Annotated in this window: 14 protein-coding genes; 4 read left to right on the top strand and 10 right to left on the bottom strand. The window is 71.4% G+C overall.

The genetic code is table 11. From position 1 onward, the window contains the following. Positions 1-142: 142 nt before the first annotated feature. The 4 genes from ispG to AC07AL_RS37625 all read right to left on the bottom strand — a co-directional run bounded on the left by ispG (position 143) and on the right by AC07AL_RS37625 (position 6,759). Positions 143-1,306 (bottom strand): flavodoxin-dependent (E)-4-hydroxy-3-methylbut-2-enyl-diphosphate synthase, encoded by a 1,164-nt coding sequence (ispG, locus tag AC07AL_RS37640; RefSeq protein WP_363633317.1) that lies wholly within the window; start codon positions 1,304-1,306, stop codon positions 143-145. Next, complete coding sequence (locus AC07AL_RS37635) at positions 1,303-3,231, bottom strand: 1-deoxy-D-xylulose-5-phosphate synthase (RefSeq protein WP_478319520.1); 1,929 nt, start codon at positions 3,229-3,231, stop codon at positions 1,303-1,305. The genes ispG and AC07AL_RS37635 overlap by 4 nt, the downstream gene beginning before the upstream one ends. Before the next feature lie 94 nt (positions 3,232-3,325). Next, a complete protein-coding gene (locus AC07AL_RS37630) occupies positions 3,326-4,327 on the bottom strand; it encodes a 4-hydroxy-3-methylbut-2-enyl diphosphate reductase (protein WP_400989372.1) in 1,002 nt (333 codons plus the stop codon). Between the two features lie 1,106 nt (positions 4,328-5,433). Continuing rightward, positions 5,434-6,759: a tetratricopeptide repeat protein gene (locus AC07AL_RS37625; RefSeq protein WP_363588444.1), complete on the bottom strand. Its 1,326-nt coding sequence runs from the start codon at positions 6,757-6,759 to the stop codon at positions 5,434-5,436. Between the two features lie 246 nt (positions 6,760-7,005). Here AC07AL_RS37625 and AC07AL_RS37620 point away from each other — a divergent pair, with 246 nt between their 5' ends. Further along, entirely contained in the window at positions 7,006-8,094 is a 1,089-nt protein-coding gene (locus AC07AL_RS37620) for a polyprenyl synthetase family protein (protein ID WP_478319519.1), read from the top strand. Positions 8,095-8,362: 268 nt separating this feature from the next. Then, positions 8,363-10,336, top strand: coding sequence for a hypothetical protein (locus tag AC07AL_RS37615; RefSeq protein WP_400989366.1), 1,974 nt, complete (start codon positions 8,363-8,365; stop codon positions 10,334-10,336). A gap of 100 nt (positions 10,337-10,436) precedes the next feature. Here AC07AL_RS37615 and AC07AL_RS37610 read toward each other — a convergent pair whose 3' ends face one another. The 4 genes from AC07AL_RS37610 to AC07AL_RS37595 form a co-directional block, all read right to left on the bottom strand. After that, the gene (locus tag AC07AL_RS37610; protein WP_400811885.1) at positions 10,437-10,610 is read right to left on the bottom strand and encodes an EF-Tu C-terminal domain-related protein; all 174 of its coding nucleotides are present in this window, start codon (positions 10,608-10,610) and stop codon (positions 10,437-10,439) included. 90 nt (positions 10,611-10,700) lie between these two features. Then, positions 10,701-11,315 (bottom strand): TetR/AcrR family transcriptional regulator, encoded by a 615-nt coding sequence (locus AC07AL_RS37605; protein WP_400811887.1) that lies wholly within the window; start codon positions 11,313-11,315, stop codon positions 10,701-10,703. Positions 11,316-11,704: 389 nt separating this feature from the next. Continuing rightward, the gene (locus AC07AL_RS37600; RefSeq protein ID WP_478319518.1) at positions 11,705-12,583 is read right to left on the bottom strand and encodes a LysR family transcriptional regulator; all 879 of its coding nucleotides are present in this window, start codon (positions 12,581-12,583) and stop codon (positions 11,705-11,707) included. A gap of 126 nt (positions 12,584-12,709) precedes the next feature. Then, complete coding sequence (locus AC07AL_RS37595; RefSeq protein ID WP_478319517.1) at positions 12,710-13,567, bottom strand: NAD-dependent epimerase/dehydratase family protein; 858 nt, start codon at positions 13,565-13,567, stop codon at positions 12,710-12,712. A 437-nt stretch (positions 13,568-14,004) separates the two neighbouring features. Between AC07AL_RS37595 and AC07AL_RS37590 the strand changes: the two genes are divergently transcribed. Continuing rightward, positions 14,005-14,907: an alpha/beta hydrolase gene (locus AC07AL_RS37590; RefSeq protein WP_363633305.1), complete on the top strand. Its 903-nt coding sequence runs from the start codon at positions 14,005-14,007 to the stop codon at positions 14,905-14,907. Between the two features lie 279 nt (positions 14,908-15,186). Here AC07AL_RS37590 and AC07AL_RS37585 read toward each other — a convergent pair whose 3' ends face one another. Together AC07AL_RS37585 and AC07AL_RS37580 are read right to left on the bottom strand one after the other, a co-directional pair. Then, complete coding sequence (locus tag AC07AL_RS37585) at positions 15,187-15,855, bottom strand: Type 1 glutamine amidotransferase-like domain-containing protein (protein WP_363588430.1); 669 nt, start codon at positions 15,853-15,855, stop codon at positions 15,187-15,189. Between the two features lie 259 nt (positions 15,856-16,114). Further along, positions 16,115-16,348: a hypothetical protein gene (locus tag AC07AL_RS37580; RefSeq protein ID WP_400811892.1), complete on the bottom strand. Its 234-nt coding sequence runs from the start codon at positions 16,346-16,348 to the stop codon at positions 16,115-16,117. A 156-nt stretch (positions 16,349-16,504) separates the two neighbouring features. Between AC07AL_RS37580 and AC07AL_RS37575 the strand changes: the two genes are divergently transcribed. Continuing rightward, the gene (locus tag AC07AL_RS37575; protein WP_478319516.1) at positions 16,505-16,831 is read left to right on the top strand and encodes a DUF6299 family protein; all 327 of its coding nucleotides are present in this window, start codon (positions 16,505-16,507) and stop codon (positions 16,829-16,831) included. Positions 16,832-17,147: the final 316 nt, after the last annotated feature.

The raw sequence follows: 17,147 nt of genomic DNA, 5'->3' as shown, positions 1-17,147 counted from the left end.
AACGACGCCGTCTCCGAGGTGAACCGGTCACCGGTGAGCTGCATGCCGTCACCCGAGTCACCGGCGAAACGGATGATCACCCGGTCCAGTCGGCGAATCGGCTTGCTCGGAGTGGCCATGGGACTCTGCTCCTTCGGGCGGTCTACGTGGGAGACCCGGTGGATTGGCGCTCGGCGAGCTTGAGGGCCTCTTCCAGGAGACGTTCGACGATCCGGTTTTCGGGGACGGTCGCGACGACCCGGCCCCGGACGAAGATCTGGCCCTTGCCGTTGCCGGAGGAGACTCCGATGTCGGCTTCCCGGGACTCCCCGGGGCCGTTGACGACGCAGCCCATGACGGCGACGCGCAGGGGGAGGGGGAACCCCTCGAAGGCGGCCTCGACCCGTTGGGCGAGGCGGTGGATGTCGACCTGGAGGCGTCCGCAGCCGGGGCAGGACACGATTTCGAGCTTCCTCGGGCGTAGCCCGAGCGAGGAGAGGATGTGGCAGCCCGCCTTGACCTGCTCGGCGGGCGGTGCGGAGAGGGAGACCCGGATGGTGTCGCCGATGCCTTCGGCGAGGAGGACACCGAAGGCGACGGCGGATTTGATGGAGCCCTGGAACGCGGGGCCGGCTTCGGTGACGCCCAGGTGCAGGGGGTAGTCGCAGCCGGCGGCGAGGAGCCGGTAGGCGGCGATGACGGTCAGCGGGTCGTGGTGCTTGACGGCGATCTTGAGGTCGGTGAAGCCGTGCTCCTCGAACAGCGAGCACTCCCACAGCGCGGACTCGGCCAGTGCCTGGGGCGTGGCGCTGCCGTGCTTGGCGAGCAGGCGCGGGTCCAGGGAGCCGGCGTTCACCCCGATCCGGATCGGGACCTTGGCCGCGCCGGCGGCCCGGGCGATCTCCTTGACCTTGTCGTCGAACTTCTTGATGTTGCCGGGGTTGACGCGGACCGCGGCGCAGCCGGCGTCGATGGCCTGGAAGACGTAGCGGGGCTGGAAGTGGATGTCGGCGATGACGGGGATCGGCGACTTGGCGACGATCCTGGGCAGGGCGGCGGCGTCGTCGGCGGAGGGGACGGCGAGGCGGATGATGTCGCAGCCCGCTGCGGTGGCCTCGGCGATCTGCTGGAGGGTGGCGTCGATGTCGGTGGTGGGGGTGGTCGTCATGGTCTGCACCGGGATCGGTGCTCCGCCGCCCACGGGGACCCTGCCGACGTGGATCTGCCGGGAGTGGCGGCGGGCCGCGAGAACGGGTCCATCACCGGGCGCGGGCCCGGGGCCGCGACGGCCGGGCGGGGTGGGGTCGGGGAGGTCGACGCTGTTCATGACGTGCTCCGTGTGGAGGATGGTGCCGGCAGGGAGGCGGCCGAGGGGGCGCCGTGCTCCAGGAGGCGGCGGGCGGTGTCGGCTATGGCAGGACCGCTGATCCCGGCGGCGGACAGGAGGGCGCCGCGCTCACCGTGGGCCAGGAACCGGGTGGGCAGGCCCAGGGCGTGAACGGGCACGGTGACCCCGGCGTCGGTGGCGTGCTGGGCGAGGAGGGCTCCGATGCCGCCCTCGCGGACCCCGTCCTCCACGGACAGGGCGATGCGGTGGCGTCCGGCCAGATGGACGAGGGCGGGGTTGACCGGGGCCACCCAGCGGGGGTCGACCACGGTCACTCCGATGCCCCGGGCCGCCAGGAGTCGGGCGGCCTCCAGGCAGGCGCCGGCTGTCGTGCCGATCGCGACCAGCAGCACGTCCAGGGGCGCGTGTGGGGAGCGGTGCAGGACGTCGATGCCGTCCATGGTGGTCAGCGGGTCGATGTCGGCCGCGGCGGCGGCTTTGGGGAAGCGCACCGTGCTCGGGCCGTCGCCGGACTCGACCGCCTCGCGCAGCAGGGCCCGCAGCCGGGCCGGATCACGGGGCGCGGCGACGCGCATGCCCGGGACGCGGGCCAGGACCGCGAGGTCCCACAGGCCGTGGTGGGAGGGCCCGTCGGGGCCGGTGACCCCGGCCCGGTCCAGGACGAAGGTGACCGGCAGCCGGTGCAGCGCCACGTCCATCAGCACCTGGTCGAAGGCCCGGTTCAGGAACGTCGCGTACAGGCACACCACCGGGTGCAGGCCGCCCATCGCCAGCCCGGCGGCGGAGGTGACGGCGTGCTGCTCGGCGATCCCCGAGTCGAAGACCCGGTCGGGGAACTTCCGGGAGAACGGGCCGAGCCCGACCGGCAGGCGCATCGCCGCGGTGAGGGCGACGAGGTCCTCGCGCTCGCCTCCCAAGGCGGCGAGCTCGGCGGCGAAGACGGACGTCCAGGTCGGCTTGCCCGTGGTGCGGGGGCGGCCGGTGGCCGGGTCGATGACTCCGCAGGCGTGCATCCGGTCGTCGGTGTCGGCTTCGGCCGGGGCGTAGCCCTTCCCCTTGGTGGTGACGGCGTGCACCACGACCGGCCGTCCGAGGGCAGCGGCGCGGCGCAGTGCGGTCTCCAGCGCGGGGGTGTCGTGGCCGTCGACGGGGCCGAGGTAGGCGAACCCGAGGTCGGTGAAGACATTGCGGTCCGGTGTGACCTGGCCGCTCTCGCGCAGCCGGGCCAGGTGGGCGGGCAGTGCACCTGCGCTGGGGTCGTAGGAGCGGGTGTTGTCGTTCAGCACGACGATGACCGGGCGCCCGGCGGCCCCGAGGTTGTTCAGGGCTTCGAAGGCCAGGCCGCCGGTGAGCGCGCCGTCGCCGACGACCGCCACCACCCGCCGTGCCGCTCCTCGTAGGTGGAAGGCCTTGGCCAGGCCGTCGGCGTAGGCCAGGGCGGTGGAGGCGTGGGAGTTCTCGATCCAGTCGTGCGCGGACTCGGCCCGGCTCGGGTAGCCGGACAGCCCGCCCTGCTGGCGCAGGGTGGCGAACTCCCGGGCGCGTCCGGTGAGGACCTTGTGCGGGTAGGACTGGTGGCCGGTGTCGAACAGGATCGCGTCACGCGGCGAGTCGAAGACCCGGTGGAGGGCGATGGTCAGCTCCACCACGCCCAGGCTCGCGCCCAGATGGCCACCGGTGGCGGACACCCGGTCCACGAGCAGGTCCCGTATCCCGGCCGCCAGCCGGTCGAGTCGGCTGGGGCGCAGGGCGCGCAGGGCGCGCAGGGCGGCCGGGGTTCCGGGGAGGGGAAGTGGTCCGTGAGCGGTGGGGGGCACCCCGGTACCGGTGGCGGTGCGTCTGCTCTCCTCCTCGGTGGTGGGGCGGGTCTCCCCGGCTCGGGATGGAGGGTCGATGGCCGTCATGGGGTGAACACCTTCTCGAAGCGGACGAAGTGGATGGTGGCTGTGGCGCGCCGATCGCCGTGGACGGTGACCGACAGTCGGAACCGAGGAGTGCTCACGGGCGCTCCCGGACCGGGGCCGGCGGCGCGAAGTACATGTCCTCCACCGCGGCGGTGTGCTCCACGACCGTCACCGGCCCCCACCGGTGGAGGGCCCGGATCACACCGGTCACCAGGGCCGGTGGGGCGGACGCTCCGGCGGACAGACCGATGGTGCCGGCGCGCTCGATCCAGGCCGGGTCGATGCCGTCGGCGTCCTCGACGAGGTGCGCCTCGGCACCGGCGCGGCGGGCGACCTCCACCATCCGCACCGAGTTCGAGGAGTTCGCCGAGCCGATGACCAGGACCAGGTCGCAGCGCTCCGCGACTTCCGCCACGGCCAGCTGCCGGTTGGTGGTCGCGTAGCAGATGTCGTCCGACGGGGGCTCCCGCAGGGCCGGGAAGCGGCGGCGCAGGATGTCGACGACCTCGCGCGTCTCGTCCACGGCCAGGGTGGTCTGGGTGAGGTAGGAGACGCGGGTCCCGTCGGGGACCTGGAGAGCGGCCGCCTGCGCGGGGGTCTCGACCAGGACGATGGAGGCGGGGGCCTCACCCAGGGTGCCCTCGACCTCCTCGTGCCCGGCGTGCCCGATCAGGACGATGGTGTCGCCGCGAGCGGCGAAGCGCCTGGCCTCGGAGTGGACCTTGGTGACCAGCGGGCAGGTCGCGTCCACGACGGTCAGCTCGCGGGCACCGGCCTGGGCATGGACCTCAGGTGACACACCGTGGGCCGAGAAGACGACCGTGGCACCGGCCGGTACCTCGTCGAGTTCTTCGACGAACACCGCTCCCCGGGCGGCGAGGCCCGCCACGACGTGGGTGTTGTGGACGATCTGCTTGCGTACGTACACCGGCCCGTTCCGGTCCGGGGCGTCCAGCAGCCGTTCCACGGTGTCGATCGCGCGCTCCACCCCGGCACAGAACGAGCGCGGCGAGGCGAGAACCACCGTCCTGTGCCGCCGGGCGGCGGGCGGCGGAGGAGGTGCGGCTGCGGGGGTGCGGTCGGGTTCGGCCGTCACCGCGACACCCGGCCACGTGCGAGGACGGCGAGCGGTGTGGTGTCGGCGGGGCGGTGCAGGGCGCCCGCCGCATCGGTACGGACCAGTAGGGGCATCAGTCTCTCCTGAGGGATGGTCGGGTCCGCGAGGTCCGTGCGGCCGGCGGGCGGGGGAGGCCCTTCGGGCCCGCTGCCCCGGTTGTCCGCGCCGGCTCGGTGGCGCACTCACGCATGGGTGAGCAGAGGACCTGCGGCGGAGGCGTTCGCTGAACCTGCCGGGGAACGCTCACGTGTGTCCAGTGAGCCCCAGCCAGGTCATCCGGCGTAACTCTTCTTCATGGCATGCTTGTTGAACCTCCTGCCGTGTTGAACGACCTTGAACGACTCCGAACTGCCGTATATGGGAACAAATTTGTCCCAGTAGTCGGCCGTCCAGGGCGTCTCGGGGAACCTTCAGTACCTTCGAGTGAGGCCAACGGCCGTTCGGGTGGGCGCGGGGCGGATGGGCGTTGTCGCTGTGAAGGCGCCGGGTGCCGGGGCGTCAGAGTACGTGTTCAACGCCGGGGATTCCCGTGTGCGGATCCCGTTCTGTCCGGCGTCCTACTGACGCGTGGGCAGGGAGAGAACCGCAGTGAAGAGAACGCTCAGAAAAGACCAATGGGCCGTTCTCGTCGGGCCGTTGTGCCCGGACGAGGCCCTGGTCCCGACCCTCCTGCACCATCCCTTGCGGGGTCCGGTCGATTGCCGTGGAGCCGAACTCGTGGCCGGGGCTCTGCGCCGCGCCGGGCTGCGGGTCCGCTACCAGGACTTTCCCGTCCCGACCTGCGGCGGGGCCGGGGCGCTTCGGCCTGCGGCCTCCGCCACGGCGACGGGTCTCACCGTGCCCGCGGGCCTGACCGTGACCGGCGGGGCAGTTGGAACCTCGTTGTGGACAGGGGATCCGCCCTGGGAGGAACTCGGTGCGGGTGCGGGTGCGGGTGCGGGTGCGACCGGCTTGAAGGCGCGGCGGACCAGGGCCGACCAGGCCCTGTCCGGCCGATCCTGCCGGGCCCGCGATGCCGGGCATCCGCCCCAAGCCTCCGGCCGGGAGAGCCGCGGGCCGATCCGCCAAGATCAGCCGGACAGGACCTAAGGGATCCGGCAGTCCTCGTGGTGGATGGGGTGGCGCAGGAGCTGGGCGGCGGCCGGGACGCGCTGGTAGCTGCGCAGACGGCCGCGCATGGTGTGCAGGGCCGCGGTGGCGCGGGCCGACTGCAGATGGGGGTAGTCGTGCAGGAAGGCGTGCCAGTGCTGGCAGGCTTCCTCCAACTGTCCCTTTTGAAGGAGGAGTTCGGCGAGTCGCGCGGTGGTCAGGGCCCGGGCCCGGCGCTCGTCGGACGGCCTGCGGGTGAGGGAGTGGGACAGAACGGCGCATGCTCGCGAGACGTCGCCGGTTGATGCGAAGACCTCGGCCCGCTGGTGGTTGAGGGCGGCACTGTGGTAACCGCCGGTGGTCCGGTGCTCGTCCTGGGCGTCGTCCAACAGGCTTTGCGCCCGGTCGAGTTGGGTGAACGCCTCGCGGCGCCGGTCGGAAGCGGCGAGGGTGACGGCGAGCTGCCCGGTGATGAACGCGGCCGAACCCGGTGGGAGTCTGGTGACGTCGGCCGCCGCGGCCTGGGCCAGGTTCAGGGCCTGCGCGCGGTCGCCCATGTGGTTGGCCTGGACGCTCATCTGCCGCAGGACGATCGCGTGCCGCAGCGGGTCGGCGGCCTCGATGGCGAGCTCCGCGGCGATGCGGTAGTAGGTCTGCGCGGCGCCGTGGAGGTGCTCGTCGAAGCAGGTGAAGGCGGTGAGGTAGGCGAGGTCGGCGGCGGCCTGGCGGAGTTGCCGGTGGAGCGTGGCGCCGACGGGGCTGGTGAGTTGGGGTGCGATGTCGGTGGCCAGGTAGGTGGTGAGGGCCGGGCGGGTCCGGGCACCGCCGAACATGTCGTCCGCGTCGGCGAACACGGTGGCCATCAGGTTCGCGGCCTGGACGTGGGCGGTACTGACCCGCGTTCTACCGCTCGGGCGCGGCGAGGGTGCTACAGCCACGGGCGACCGCAGGGTCGGGTCGTAGGGGATCAGGCGGAGGGTGCGGGGGCTGACGGCCGAGGCGGCACCGAGTTGCTCCAGCCGCACGGCGATGTCCGGGGTGGTGGGCTTCTCGACGGTGGCGGCGGAGGGGGAGAGGCCGGCGGCCTGGGGCGTGATCGCGCGGTGGAGGGCGTCGGACAGGACGTGGCAGACGATGTCGGCCACTTCGGGGCGGGGGCGGGAGCCGAGGAGCCAGTGCGCGACCGAGGTGCGGTCGTAGTGCAGGGGCAGGGCGCGAAGGCTGCCGACGGCGTTGACGGCTCGGGCGAGCTGCTCGTTGGTCCAGCCTGTCTCGTCGAGCAGAGCCCGCAGACGGGGATTGGGTGTGTTTCGGGGACTCACGGTGAACCTCGTGGTCGCGGCGGAAGCGACGTCGTGGGCGGGTGCGGGGCGTTCAACACGGCGAGAGGTTCAACAACCCTGCCGCTAAGCAGAGTTACGTCGAAGCGGCTCGCCAGGGCTTACTGGACACACTGTGGGCGCAGCCAGGCAGGTCTGGCAAGCGCCCCGGTGAAAAGCCCTTCGTGCGCCCCCGGAGTGAGAGCACCACTCGGCCGGGGCGGCAACCGGTGTACCGAACGGAGAAGCATGATGACGGCCAGGACCCTCGGCTCCGAATCACCCGACCTGACAGTGGTACGTACCCAGGTCGACGGCATCCTCGACGGCTTCCTCACCGCCAAGGCCCGTGCGGCGACCGCGCGGTACCTGCCCGGGGAGATTCCCCGGATCCTGCACGACTTCCTCTCCTCCGGCGGCAAACGCCTGCGCCCCCTGCTGTGCGTGACCGGCTGGCGCGCGGCGGGTGGCGAAGGCGATCCGCGGCCGGTACTGCGGGTGGCGGCGTCGCTGGAGATGTTCCACGCCTTCGCCCTCATCCACGACGACATCATGGACCGCTCCACCACCCGCCGCGGCCACCCCACCGTCCACCGTGCCCTCGCCACCCTGCATCGCGAGGGCCGCAGCGAGGCGGCCGCCGACGACCTCGGGGTCGGCTCCGCGATCCTGGTCGGCGACCTCGCCCTGGCCTGGTCGGACGAACTCCTCCACACCGCAGGCCTCACCCCGGGCCGGCTCGTCCGCATCCTGCCGCTCATCGACGCCATGCGCACCGAGGTCATGTACGGCCAGTACCTCGACCTCGCCTCCACCGGGCACCCCACCGACGACGTCGACCGGGCACTGGCGATCATCCACTACAAGACCGCCAAGTACACCTGCGAACGCCCCGTGCAGATCGGTGCCACCCTCGCCGGAGCCGACGACGAACTGCGCACCGTCCTCAGCGACTTCGCCCTCCCCCTCGGAGAGGCCTTCCAACTGCGCGACGACCTCCTCGGCGTCTACGGCGACCCGGACCGCACCGGCAAGCCCACCCTCGACGACCTGCGCGACGGCAAGCACACCACCCTCGCAGCCCTCGCCCTCAAACTCGCAACCCCGGACCAGGTCGCCCGGCTGCGCCGGCTCCTGGGCGACCCCGACCTGACCGAGGAGCAGGCCGAGGACGCCCGACGCGTCATCACCGCCACCGGCGCCCGCGACATGGTCGAGCAGATGATCCGGGCCCGCTGCGCGCAGGCCGACCACGCCCTCTCCCGCAGCACGATCCCGCCCGCCGTGGCCGCCACCCTGCGCGAACTCGCACGGGCCGCGACGAAGAGGACCACATGAGCGCAGTCGCACCGGAAGGCGACCGCCCGTCCTGGCCGCCCCTGTGACTGCCGGGCTGGTGTGGGTCCCACCGTCCGGGCCCTCGGGAGAGGTCGCTCAGGCCGTGCGGAGCACCGAAATCGAGCACCTGATCCACCTGTTCCGTGACCGGGCCAACCGAGTTCTCACCACGGCTACGGCCGTGCGGAGCCCATCGCGAACACGTACCAGCACCGGCAGTTCGCTCTGCCGCGCGCGCACCGCAGATCACGTCCAAGGAGAAGTAGCCGTGACCACAGACACCCAGGAATCCGTGTACTGGAACGCTCAGGCTGCCGGTCTGGTCCCTGCGGGATCAAGGCCCGCTGAGCTGCTGTCGGGCCTACGGGTCGGGTCCGCCGCGGAAGACGACAGCACCGACCCGGACGACGTCCACCGGCAGAGTCATGCCGGGGCGCCTCATGGGGAACGGGAGCACGATACGGTCCTGCGGATCGCCACAGCGCCCGCCTATGTCCCCTACCAGTCTCCGCGGATGGAGGTGCACCCGGAGGGCGAGCGGATGAGCTGGTCGGCCATCGCGGTGACCAGGTCGCGCGAACTCCGGGAGTCGGTGGCCTCAAGCGCCGTGGGGGACACGACGCGGAAGGTCGTCCTGTTCGCCAAGGACAGGCTGTGGGACGGCCGTTCATCCGAGTCGGCGCGAGCACTCGCCGAGCTGTGCGGGATCATTCCCGGTAAGGGCGGCGAAGTCGCCGAGGTGGCGGAAGAGTACCTGCGCCGGGGAGCCGAGCCCGAGCGGCGTTCTCTCGAAGCGATGGCCGTACGGGACCTCTGGGGAGCCTTCCAGGCCGATGTCACCATCCGGTGTACGGACTGGCGCATTCCCGACCTGAGCGCCTCGCTGATGGCTGCGAGCATGGGGATCGACTACCCGGACGCACCCGACGACAGCGGAGCCGTCGGGCTGGAGCCGTACATCGACGCGAGCAGTGAGGGCATCGCCTGCCTCAGCGGGAGCGCCGCCCAACAGGCATTCCGGGACAGCACAGTCACCTGTGCGGTCATCCAGATGAAAGAGGAGATACGGACGGAACTCCTGAACGCTGTTCCGGCCGCCGGCCCCTGCGCCGTTGTCCCCCCCGCCTCGGCCCCCGCACCAGCCGACTATCTGGTCGCACGCTGGTGGGACGGAGACCTGCCGGCGATCCTTCGCCTCACGGTCGGCTGGGCTCCCTACCGGCACCTGTCCACCGACCGGGGATACTTCCCCGGCAGTGACCGATGCGGAAGGATGTTCCGCGCTATCAACGGCCCCCTCTACTACAACGCCAGCGTCGATCTACTCCACGACTACGGTGCCAAGGAGGCGTTCAACGAGCTTCACCTGGCACTGGCGAGCGGAGACGGCCGCAACCTGATCGGCTTCGCCGACGCCCTCGCCGCGGCCACCGACGAGGCGATCGCCTGCGACTGCGGACGCGACGGCCACCAGGTGGCGGCAGAGATCGCCATGGGCGCGTGCGTCTACTTCGCGCTCACCCCCCGCTACTTCCTCCGGCGCCAGCTCGCGGCGCTGTCCCACACCGCCCCGCACACCAACGGCTCCTTCCTCCCGTCACAGGAAGCAGCCAGGGCCACCGCCACCACCGTGCTCCCGCCCGGCAACATGATGTACTCCCCGAACTGGACACCGCTCTGGCGTACCGCGCCCGAACCGGACGACACCACGTGGGCCGAGGCACTCGCCCACCGTGCGACCCGGCGCTACTTCGCCACCGACCAGACCCAGCACCCCATCGGCCAACGCTGCACCGCGCTGACCCGGGACATCATCGAGCAAGCCGCGTGCCTGACCGACGGGCCCGCCTTGCGGTCGATGGCGGACCGCTGGCGTGACCTGTTCCGTCTCATCGCCACGCATCCCAGCATGAGCACGGCGAGCAACGCCCCCGACCCAGACGTCGTGGAAGAACTGGCAGAGCTCGTCAGCCGCGTCTGGACCAACCTCATCGCAGGTTCCCACGCCCCAGCAGCACCGACGGGCGAAAGCGATGCTCATCTGAACATCGACTACCAGCACATCGTCAGCAAAACCTATGATCAGGGCCCCTTCGGCTTCGCGCTGCGGCGGTCACTGTACGGCGCCGTGACCACTGCCATCGAGCTCGCAGGCCACAACCCCTACGCCCGCCTGATCGACGGCACAGGCCTGGCCTGCTGCCCTCAGCAGGGCGAAGCGGTGCAGGCGCCGACTTCGTGAAGTGGATCGGGTCTCGGCCAGACCGTGTGGGGGACACGCTGGCTCGCCGGGCGCCGGTCATTGCCTCCGGCGCCCGGTCCGCTTCGCCGCTCGTCCGGCCCTAAGTGATGATCTTGGACACGACCCCGGCGCCGATGGCCCTGCCGCCCCTGCGGATGGTGAACCGCAGACCGTGTTCCATCGCGACGGGCTTGGTCAGGGTGACCTCCACCTGGGCGGTGTGTCCCGGCGAGACCGACTCGACGCCGTCGCCCTTGACACCACGCAGACGCACACCGACGGTTTCGCCCGCCTTGCCCTCGGCGAACTCCTTGCGGAGCTGCTCAACCCCGGTACAGCGGGGTGGCCGGCATCCGCCTCGGTGTCAGGGTGTGCGGGTGTGCAGTGCGGGGGCGGGGCAGGGCAGCGGGCGGGCCCCGGTGGGGGTGAGGCCGTCGAGGACGAGGGCCAGGTAGCGGCGCCAGCCGTCTTCGCGGGGTTCCATCGTCCACAGTACGGAGACCAGCATGATGACGATGCGGTGGAGGTCGTCGGGTACGAGGTCGGCGCGGATCGCGCCTGTGTGCTGACCGCGTGCCAGGAGGGCGTCGAGGGCGGTGAAGAACTCCTGTCCGGTCGCCGGGGTCAGGACGCCGGCGGAGCGGGCGGCGGCGAGGACGTTGTAGTCGCCGGCCACTGATTCCAGTGCTGCTTCCAGGACGTGGGCCATTCCGGAGGCGGGGTCGGGGTCGTGGGCGGCAGCCTGGATGACGGGGCGGACGTTCTCGCCGAAGCGCTCGTCGAGTACGGCCCGCAGCAGCGCGGCTTTGTCGGGGAAGCGGCGGAAGAGTGTGGCGGCTCCGACGCCGGCCCGGCGGGCCACGTCGTCGAGGTGGGCGTCGGGGCCTTGTTCGGTGAAGACCTCCCGGGCGGCCCGGATGATCTTTTCCGCGTTGCGGGCGGCGTCGGCGCGCAGCAGTCGGGGGGAGTCGAGGGCCATTGCGGCAGCCTATCCAAGGGGCGGCGCAACGGCGTCGGACGGCCGGGGCGCGTGGTGGCGTGCCCCGGCCGGTAGGGAAGAGCCGTTGTCGGCCGAAGGCGTCGCGGAGAGGTGGCCGGCGATCTCGCCCGGCTGCGGATGGACGGGGCCTGGCGGCGGATGCGGCGGGCGCGGGCGAGGACCGAGGCGGTGAAGGCTGGCTCCTCCTTTCCGTGGTGTGAGCCTCCCGGCTCCGGAACGCTGCTGAGGAGAGGACGCCGAGGCCCGCGAGTGCGCGCTGCCGACGGCACCGCGCGGCGACAGCGGTCGAGTGGCCCCGTGTGGTGCGTCCCTCACGTGGCCCGCTCCTCGGTGGGCGGCGATGGCGGCAGGTTCGTGTGGGGTGGCGGTCATGGCGAGGTGGGCGGTGGTGCCAGGGCAGGTGCCACGTCGGTGAAGTCGTGGATGAGCCGGGAATGGCGGGTGGCGGGCCAGGCCAGGCAGACCTGCCCCGGGCCGAGGCCCTCGACTGGCCGGGCGACGACGTCGGGGCGTGTGTAGAAGGTCGCAGTGGACAGCGGGATCACGCAGATGCCCGCGCCGACGGCGACCAGTTCGAGCTTTTCCTCGACGCTGTGGATGGGTGGAACGTCGGAGCGTTCGCCGGTGCGCAGTTCCTGCGCGATGTCGCGCCACTCCGGTACGGCGTCCGGGTCCTGGAGGAGGTGCTCACCCGCAAGGTCGGCGACGGTGAGGGCCGGCCCGCCGGCCAGCGGATGGTCGGTCGGCAGCACCACGACGCGCGGTTCGCTGAACAGCGGCAGTACGCGCAGCCCCTTCTGATCGATCGGCAGACGCACGATGCTGACGTCGGCCCGTCCGTCGCGCAGGACCTCGACCTGGTCCTCCCAGCCGGTGCGCAGTAGCCGGACGTCGAGTCCGGGATGGCGGGCGGTGAGCGCCCGCACGGCGGGGGTGACGGTGATACCGGGCATAAAGCCGACGGTGAAGACCCGTGTGGCGGTGGCGGCGGCGGTGACCCGGCGGACCACGGCCTCGGCCGCCGCGAGGAGCGGGCCCACCTCGTCGAGGAGCTGGGCTCCGGCGGGCGTGAGGACGGTGCCCCTGCGGTCGCGGCGCAAGAGCGTGACGCCCAGGTCGTTCTCCAACGCGCGCACTTGGCGGGAGAGGGCCGGCTGGGCGATGTGCAGTCGCTCGGCGGCGCGGCCGAAGTGCAGTTCCTCGGCGACCGCCGCGAAGTACCGCAGTTTCCGCAGGTCGATGTCCATACCGTTGCCGTGTCCCGTCCTGATCGGTGTCCGTACGCCTCGTGATACCCCATTGGATCCAGCGGGGTGCCGCTCCCGACGGCAGCTCCCCCGGTCGGCGAGGGGACCGGCCACCGGGGGCGTGGATCAGCCCTGGGCGAGGACGGTCAGCGGGTCGGTGTGCTTCGGGGTCCAGCCGAGCTGGTCGCGGGCGCGCGCCGGGGTGAGTCGCTGGTCCAGGGCGAAGGCCTCGGCGAAGGCGCCCATGGCCGCGCGTGCCTCCTCCAGAGTGATGGAGACGGTCTTGCCGCCGAGACCCGCTCCTCGGCTGATGGCTTCGGCGCACTCCCGGGCCGTGGGATCGACTCCTCCGACGCCGGCGTAGACGGCGCCGGGCCGGGCACGCAGCGTGGCCACGTACAGTTCCGCGAGGTCGTCGACGTGGACCAGAGCCCAGTGTTGCGAGCCGTCTCCGATGTAGGCGATGGCGCCCGCCACCATGCCCGGACGGGTGAAGAAGGCATCGATGAGCCGGTTGTCGCCGCCGTACAGCAGGCCGGGCCGGACCACGACGGGACGACCTCCGCGCGCGGCGCGGGCGAGGACGGCATCCTCGACGGGGCGGCGCCAGGCGACGAGGGCCGGTGGATCCCACGGGGCGTCCTCGTCGACGACGCCGTTGGTGTCGCCGTAGACCCAGGTACCGCTGGTGTGCACGTAGGGGCCGGCGCCGATGCCGTCCTGCATCGCGGTGGCCGCGGCGAGGTCCTCCGCGCCGGTGGCCGCCTGGGCGAGGTGAATGACGGCTTCGGCCTGCGCCGCCGCCTCATTGAGCACGCCCAGGTCGGCCAGGCTGCCCGTGACCGGATCCGCCCCGTGCGTCCGTACGGTCCGGGCAGCGTGCTCGTTGCGGGCCAGGGCGCGCACGGTGTGGCCGTGCCGTGTCAGCGCGTCGATGGTCGCCTTGCCGATGTAGCCGGAACCGCCGGTGACGAAGACCCTCATGACGTTGTTCCTCTCGTTTCGGGATCGCTTTCAGCCTGCGGCGGCGCCGGCACCGGTGTCCAAGACCTGTTCCGGCGCCTGTGATGCCGTCCGGGCATCACGGTCGAGGAGGCGGTCAAGCCGCCCTGCGAGCGCCCCCGCCATGAGCGGCGGAGGGGCGGGACAAGCGCGACCGCGATCGGCAGTCCTGCGAACGGCGGGGCGGGAGGCGGCCGGCCGCGGTGACGACGCCGGCCGGGTGGATGGGTGGTGGTGACTACGCCACGAGCGGTCGTCCCGCGAAGGCATCACAGCGCACGGAACTGGTCTTGGACGTGGCCCGCGTGCCACCCGCAGGGTGGAGGCGGAGGGAGACGACCGGGCGGGACCTGTGTCCTGATCGCCGGAGGTACAGCGCCGGCAGTCGACCTCCTCGAACGGAAAGGCTGAGCGAGAGCATGCGACACGACATCGAGTTCGACGCCGAGGGCGTCACGCTGCGCGGTTGGTTCTACGAGCCGGAGCAGGGCACCGCTCCGGCCCCGTGCGTGGTCATGGCGCACGGCTGGTCCGCCACCCGCAGGATGTACCTGGACCGTTTCGCCGAGGTGTTCGCCGCCGCCGGTCTGGCCGTCGTGGTGTGGGACAACCGCGGCTTCGGCGACTCGGACGCAGCTCCGGGGAAGCCCCGCTACGAGATCGACCCCTGGGAGCAGATCCACGACTACCAGCACGCCGTCACGTATGCCCAGAACCGCCCCGAGGTCGACCCGGACCGCATCGGCGTGTGGGGCAGCAGCTTCTCCGGCGGACACGCGTTCGTCGTCGCCGCGATCGACCAGCGGGTCAAGGCGGTCAGCGGGCAGGCTCCCTTCATCAGCGGACGCGCCACCTTCGCCAACGTCGCCCGAGAGAACAACCGGGTCGTCAACCCCTCGATCTTCTCCGACGACCGGAGGGCCCGAGCGGCCGGCCACTCTCCCGCCATGATCCCCGTGATCGGCGAGGACCCCGCACAGGTGACCGGCATCCCCACCCCGGACGCCCACGCCTGGTTCACCGACGCCCACGAACGGCTCGCCCCCGAATGGCACAGCGAAGTCACCCTGCGCAGCCTGGAGTTGCTCCGGGGCTACGAGCCCGGCTCCTACCTGCCGCTGATCACACCGACGCCGCTGCTCGTGATCGTCGGCCAGGACGACAGCCTGACCGGCGGCAATCTGGCCGCCGCCGCCTTCCAGACGGCCGCCGAGCCGAAGAAGATCGTGTTCGTACCCGGCGGTCACTTCGCGGCCTACACCGGTCACGGATTCGACATCGCCGCCACCGCCGCCCGCGACTGGTTCGCCGAGCACCTATGAACCGGCCCGCCGCACCCCCTCCGTGGCTCAGGTGTCCAATGGTCGTGGTCGCTCGCCGAACCCCGGATAGAGCGCGTCCGGCTGTTCGTCCACGAGGACGACTCCCGCGCCGAGGCCATGTACGTGAGGGCGGGCTTCAGGCACTCGGGCGTGGCGCTGCCCGTGCCCGGTGACGACACGCGCCGGGGGATCGGGCTGACAGAGCCCAGAAGTTGGACCGGAACCGCTTGACGTGCGCCGACCGGGGGCAGGCACGGAGGCACGGCATCGCGCGTTGAGTCACGGATGAAACCGCCACCGGCCTTCGGAGATGACGTCTACTTTGTCGTCGCTGACGCGAACAGCCGTGTCGTCGTCGATGAAGTAGATCGGGAAGTCCGCCCGCTCGACGATGCGGTCAGCCCAGGCGTCATCCCGTTCCGGGAAGTCCGGCGAGTACAGGTGTGGCTTCAGGTACCAGTCGAAGAGACCGAAGGGCGGCTCCACCGTCGTAGCGCCGAGCACGTGCAGGTCCGCAGCATCCCCGATGACGTCGGCGGAATGTTCGGTGAGATTCCGGCTGAAGATCATCGATCCGGCACTCACCCCCACATAGACCCGGCTCTCCAGCACTTCCAGGAAGCCCTCGGCCAGACCGTTGCCGGTGATGCTGCGCGCGAGATGGTAGTGACTGCCGCCCTCGACGTAAACGACATCGGCGTGCAACAGCCGGTCAAGCACCATCTGCCGAGGCAGGCCGTTCAGCTCCAGGACGTCGAACTCCCGCCAGCCGAGACCGTGCAGTCGGCTCATATCCGCGACGAACCACCCGTGGTCACCGGGCTCGGCGACGGATGCCGTGGGCACGTACACGATGTTCGCCGACCCGAACGGCTTTCCCAGCAGGTCCCGCAGCGCATCCCGCAGCGTCGCGTTACGCAGGCCGCTCGCCGTCAACAGAAGCTTCACCGGGCGAGCCAATCACGGCTGCCAGGCGCGCGCAATCCACTGGGCGTTCGTCACCGCCGCCATCCCTGCTGAACCGAGCGGCTGGCTCGGCCACCCCTGCTGCGCAACGCCCCCCGGCCCGGACCGACTCCCGGCGCACCCGTCCCGCGGCGGCCGGCCCGCCCCCATCCGCATACCTCACACAACATCGGATACAGCCGCCACAGCGAGCCCGCCAGGCGATTCGGGACAGGTCACCCTGACGAGCCGAAGTCGATAACTACCCGGCCTTGCGGGATGTCCGGATGTCCGGTTCGCTGGGACCCCTCGGAGGAGCCTCCGGCCCGTCCGTGCGCTGCTGCCGGCCGTGCAGCCGCAGGTGGGAGGCGGCGATCAGGACCCAGACCACCAGAACCGCCGTCCCGATCGAGTTCAGCAGGAATGGGAAGACGGTCCGCGGCCACAGCGGGCTGAGCAGCACCGACACGAAGCCGAACGCGGCCGAGGCGAGCACGGCGCGGCCGGTCCCGGCCGGGGCGCCGGCCGCGTCGGCCGAGCCGTCGCCGCCGCGTCCACAGTTGTATCCATCACGTTGCTCTCGGGGTTCTGGGCCGCGTCGCCGGCCCAGGCGGTCACCTCGGGGACGACACCCATCACCTACACCGGGACGGTGTCCCTCGACTCCACCGGTACGGTTGACAGCGGGGCGGTTGTGACCCTCTCGGGTACCTACCGCTGCTCGGGGCCCTCTCCCTACGCCGTCGTCAACAGCTCGGTGGGGAACCGGGTCGCCATCGGCACGCCTGCCGTCTGTGACGGTGCCGAACACACGTGGGTAAGCCATGGCAGGCCCAACCCGGGGCCCCTCGTGAGGGTCGGTCAGGCCGAGGTCGCTACCCGCTTGGAGGTGTGGGTGGCAGGGAGCAATGGCATGCCGCGCGTTGTCACGTTCGCGATCGATCGGAAGATCGTCGATATCCAGGCTGCCGCGGGCTGACGCAGGGCCTGTCGGTATGCGGGACGGACTTGCGCCCGTCGTGACGTCACCGGTGACGACCTGGTGAGGGAGCGCCGGTGGGCAGATGGCGGACATCGGCAGGCAGTACCCGCAAGCCGCTTTTCGGCTTCCTCGACTGAGCCTGGTACGCAGGGCCGTGGCGGGTTCCCGCTGCCCCCTCTTCTCGTGGGTGTGCCGCCGCTCTACGGTGGGTTCTCCATCTGAGCTTGTTGTTTAACCTCGGCGGTCACTCGACCTGCTGATCTGCGGTTCTTCCCGGGACAGTGGAGACGGCCGTTCTCCACGCTTCGAGATG

This window comes from Kitasatospora sp. NPDC043949 (genome assembly GCF_056435365.1).
This window is presented reverse-complemented; position numbering and strand designations above follow the sequence as displayed.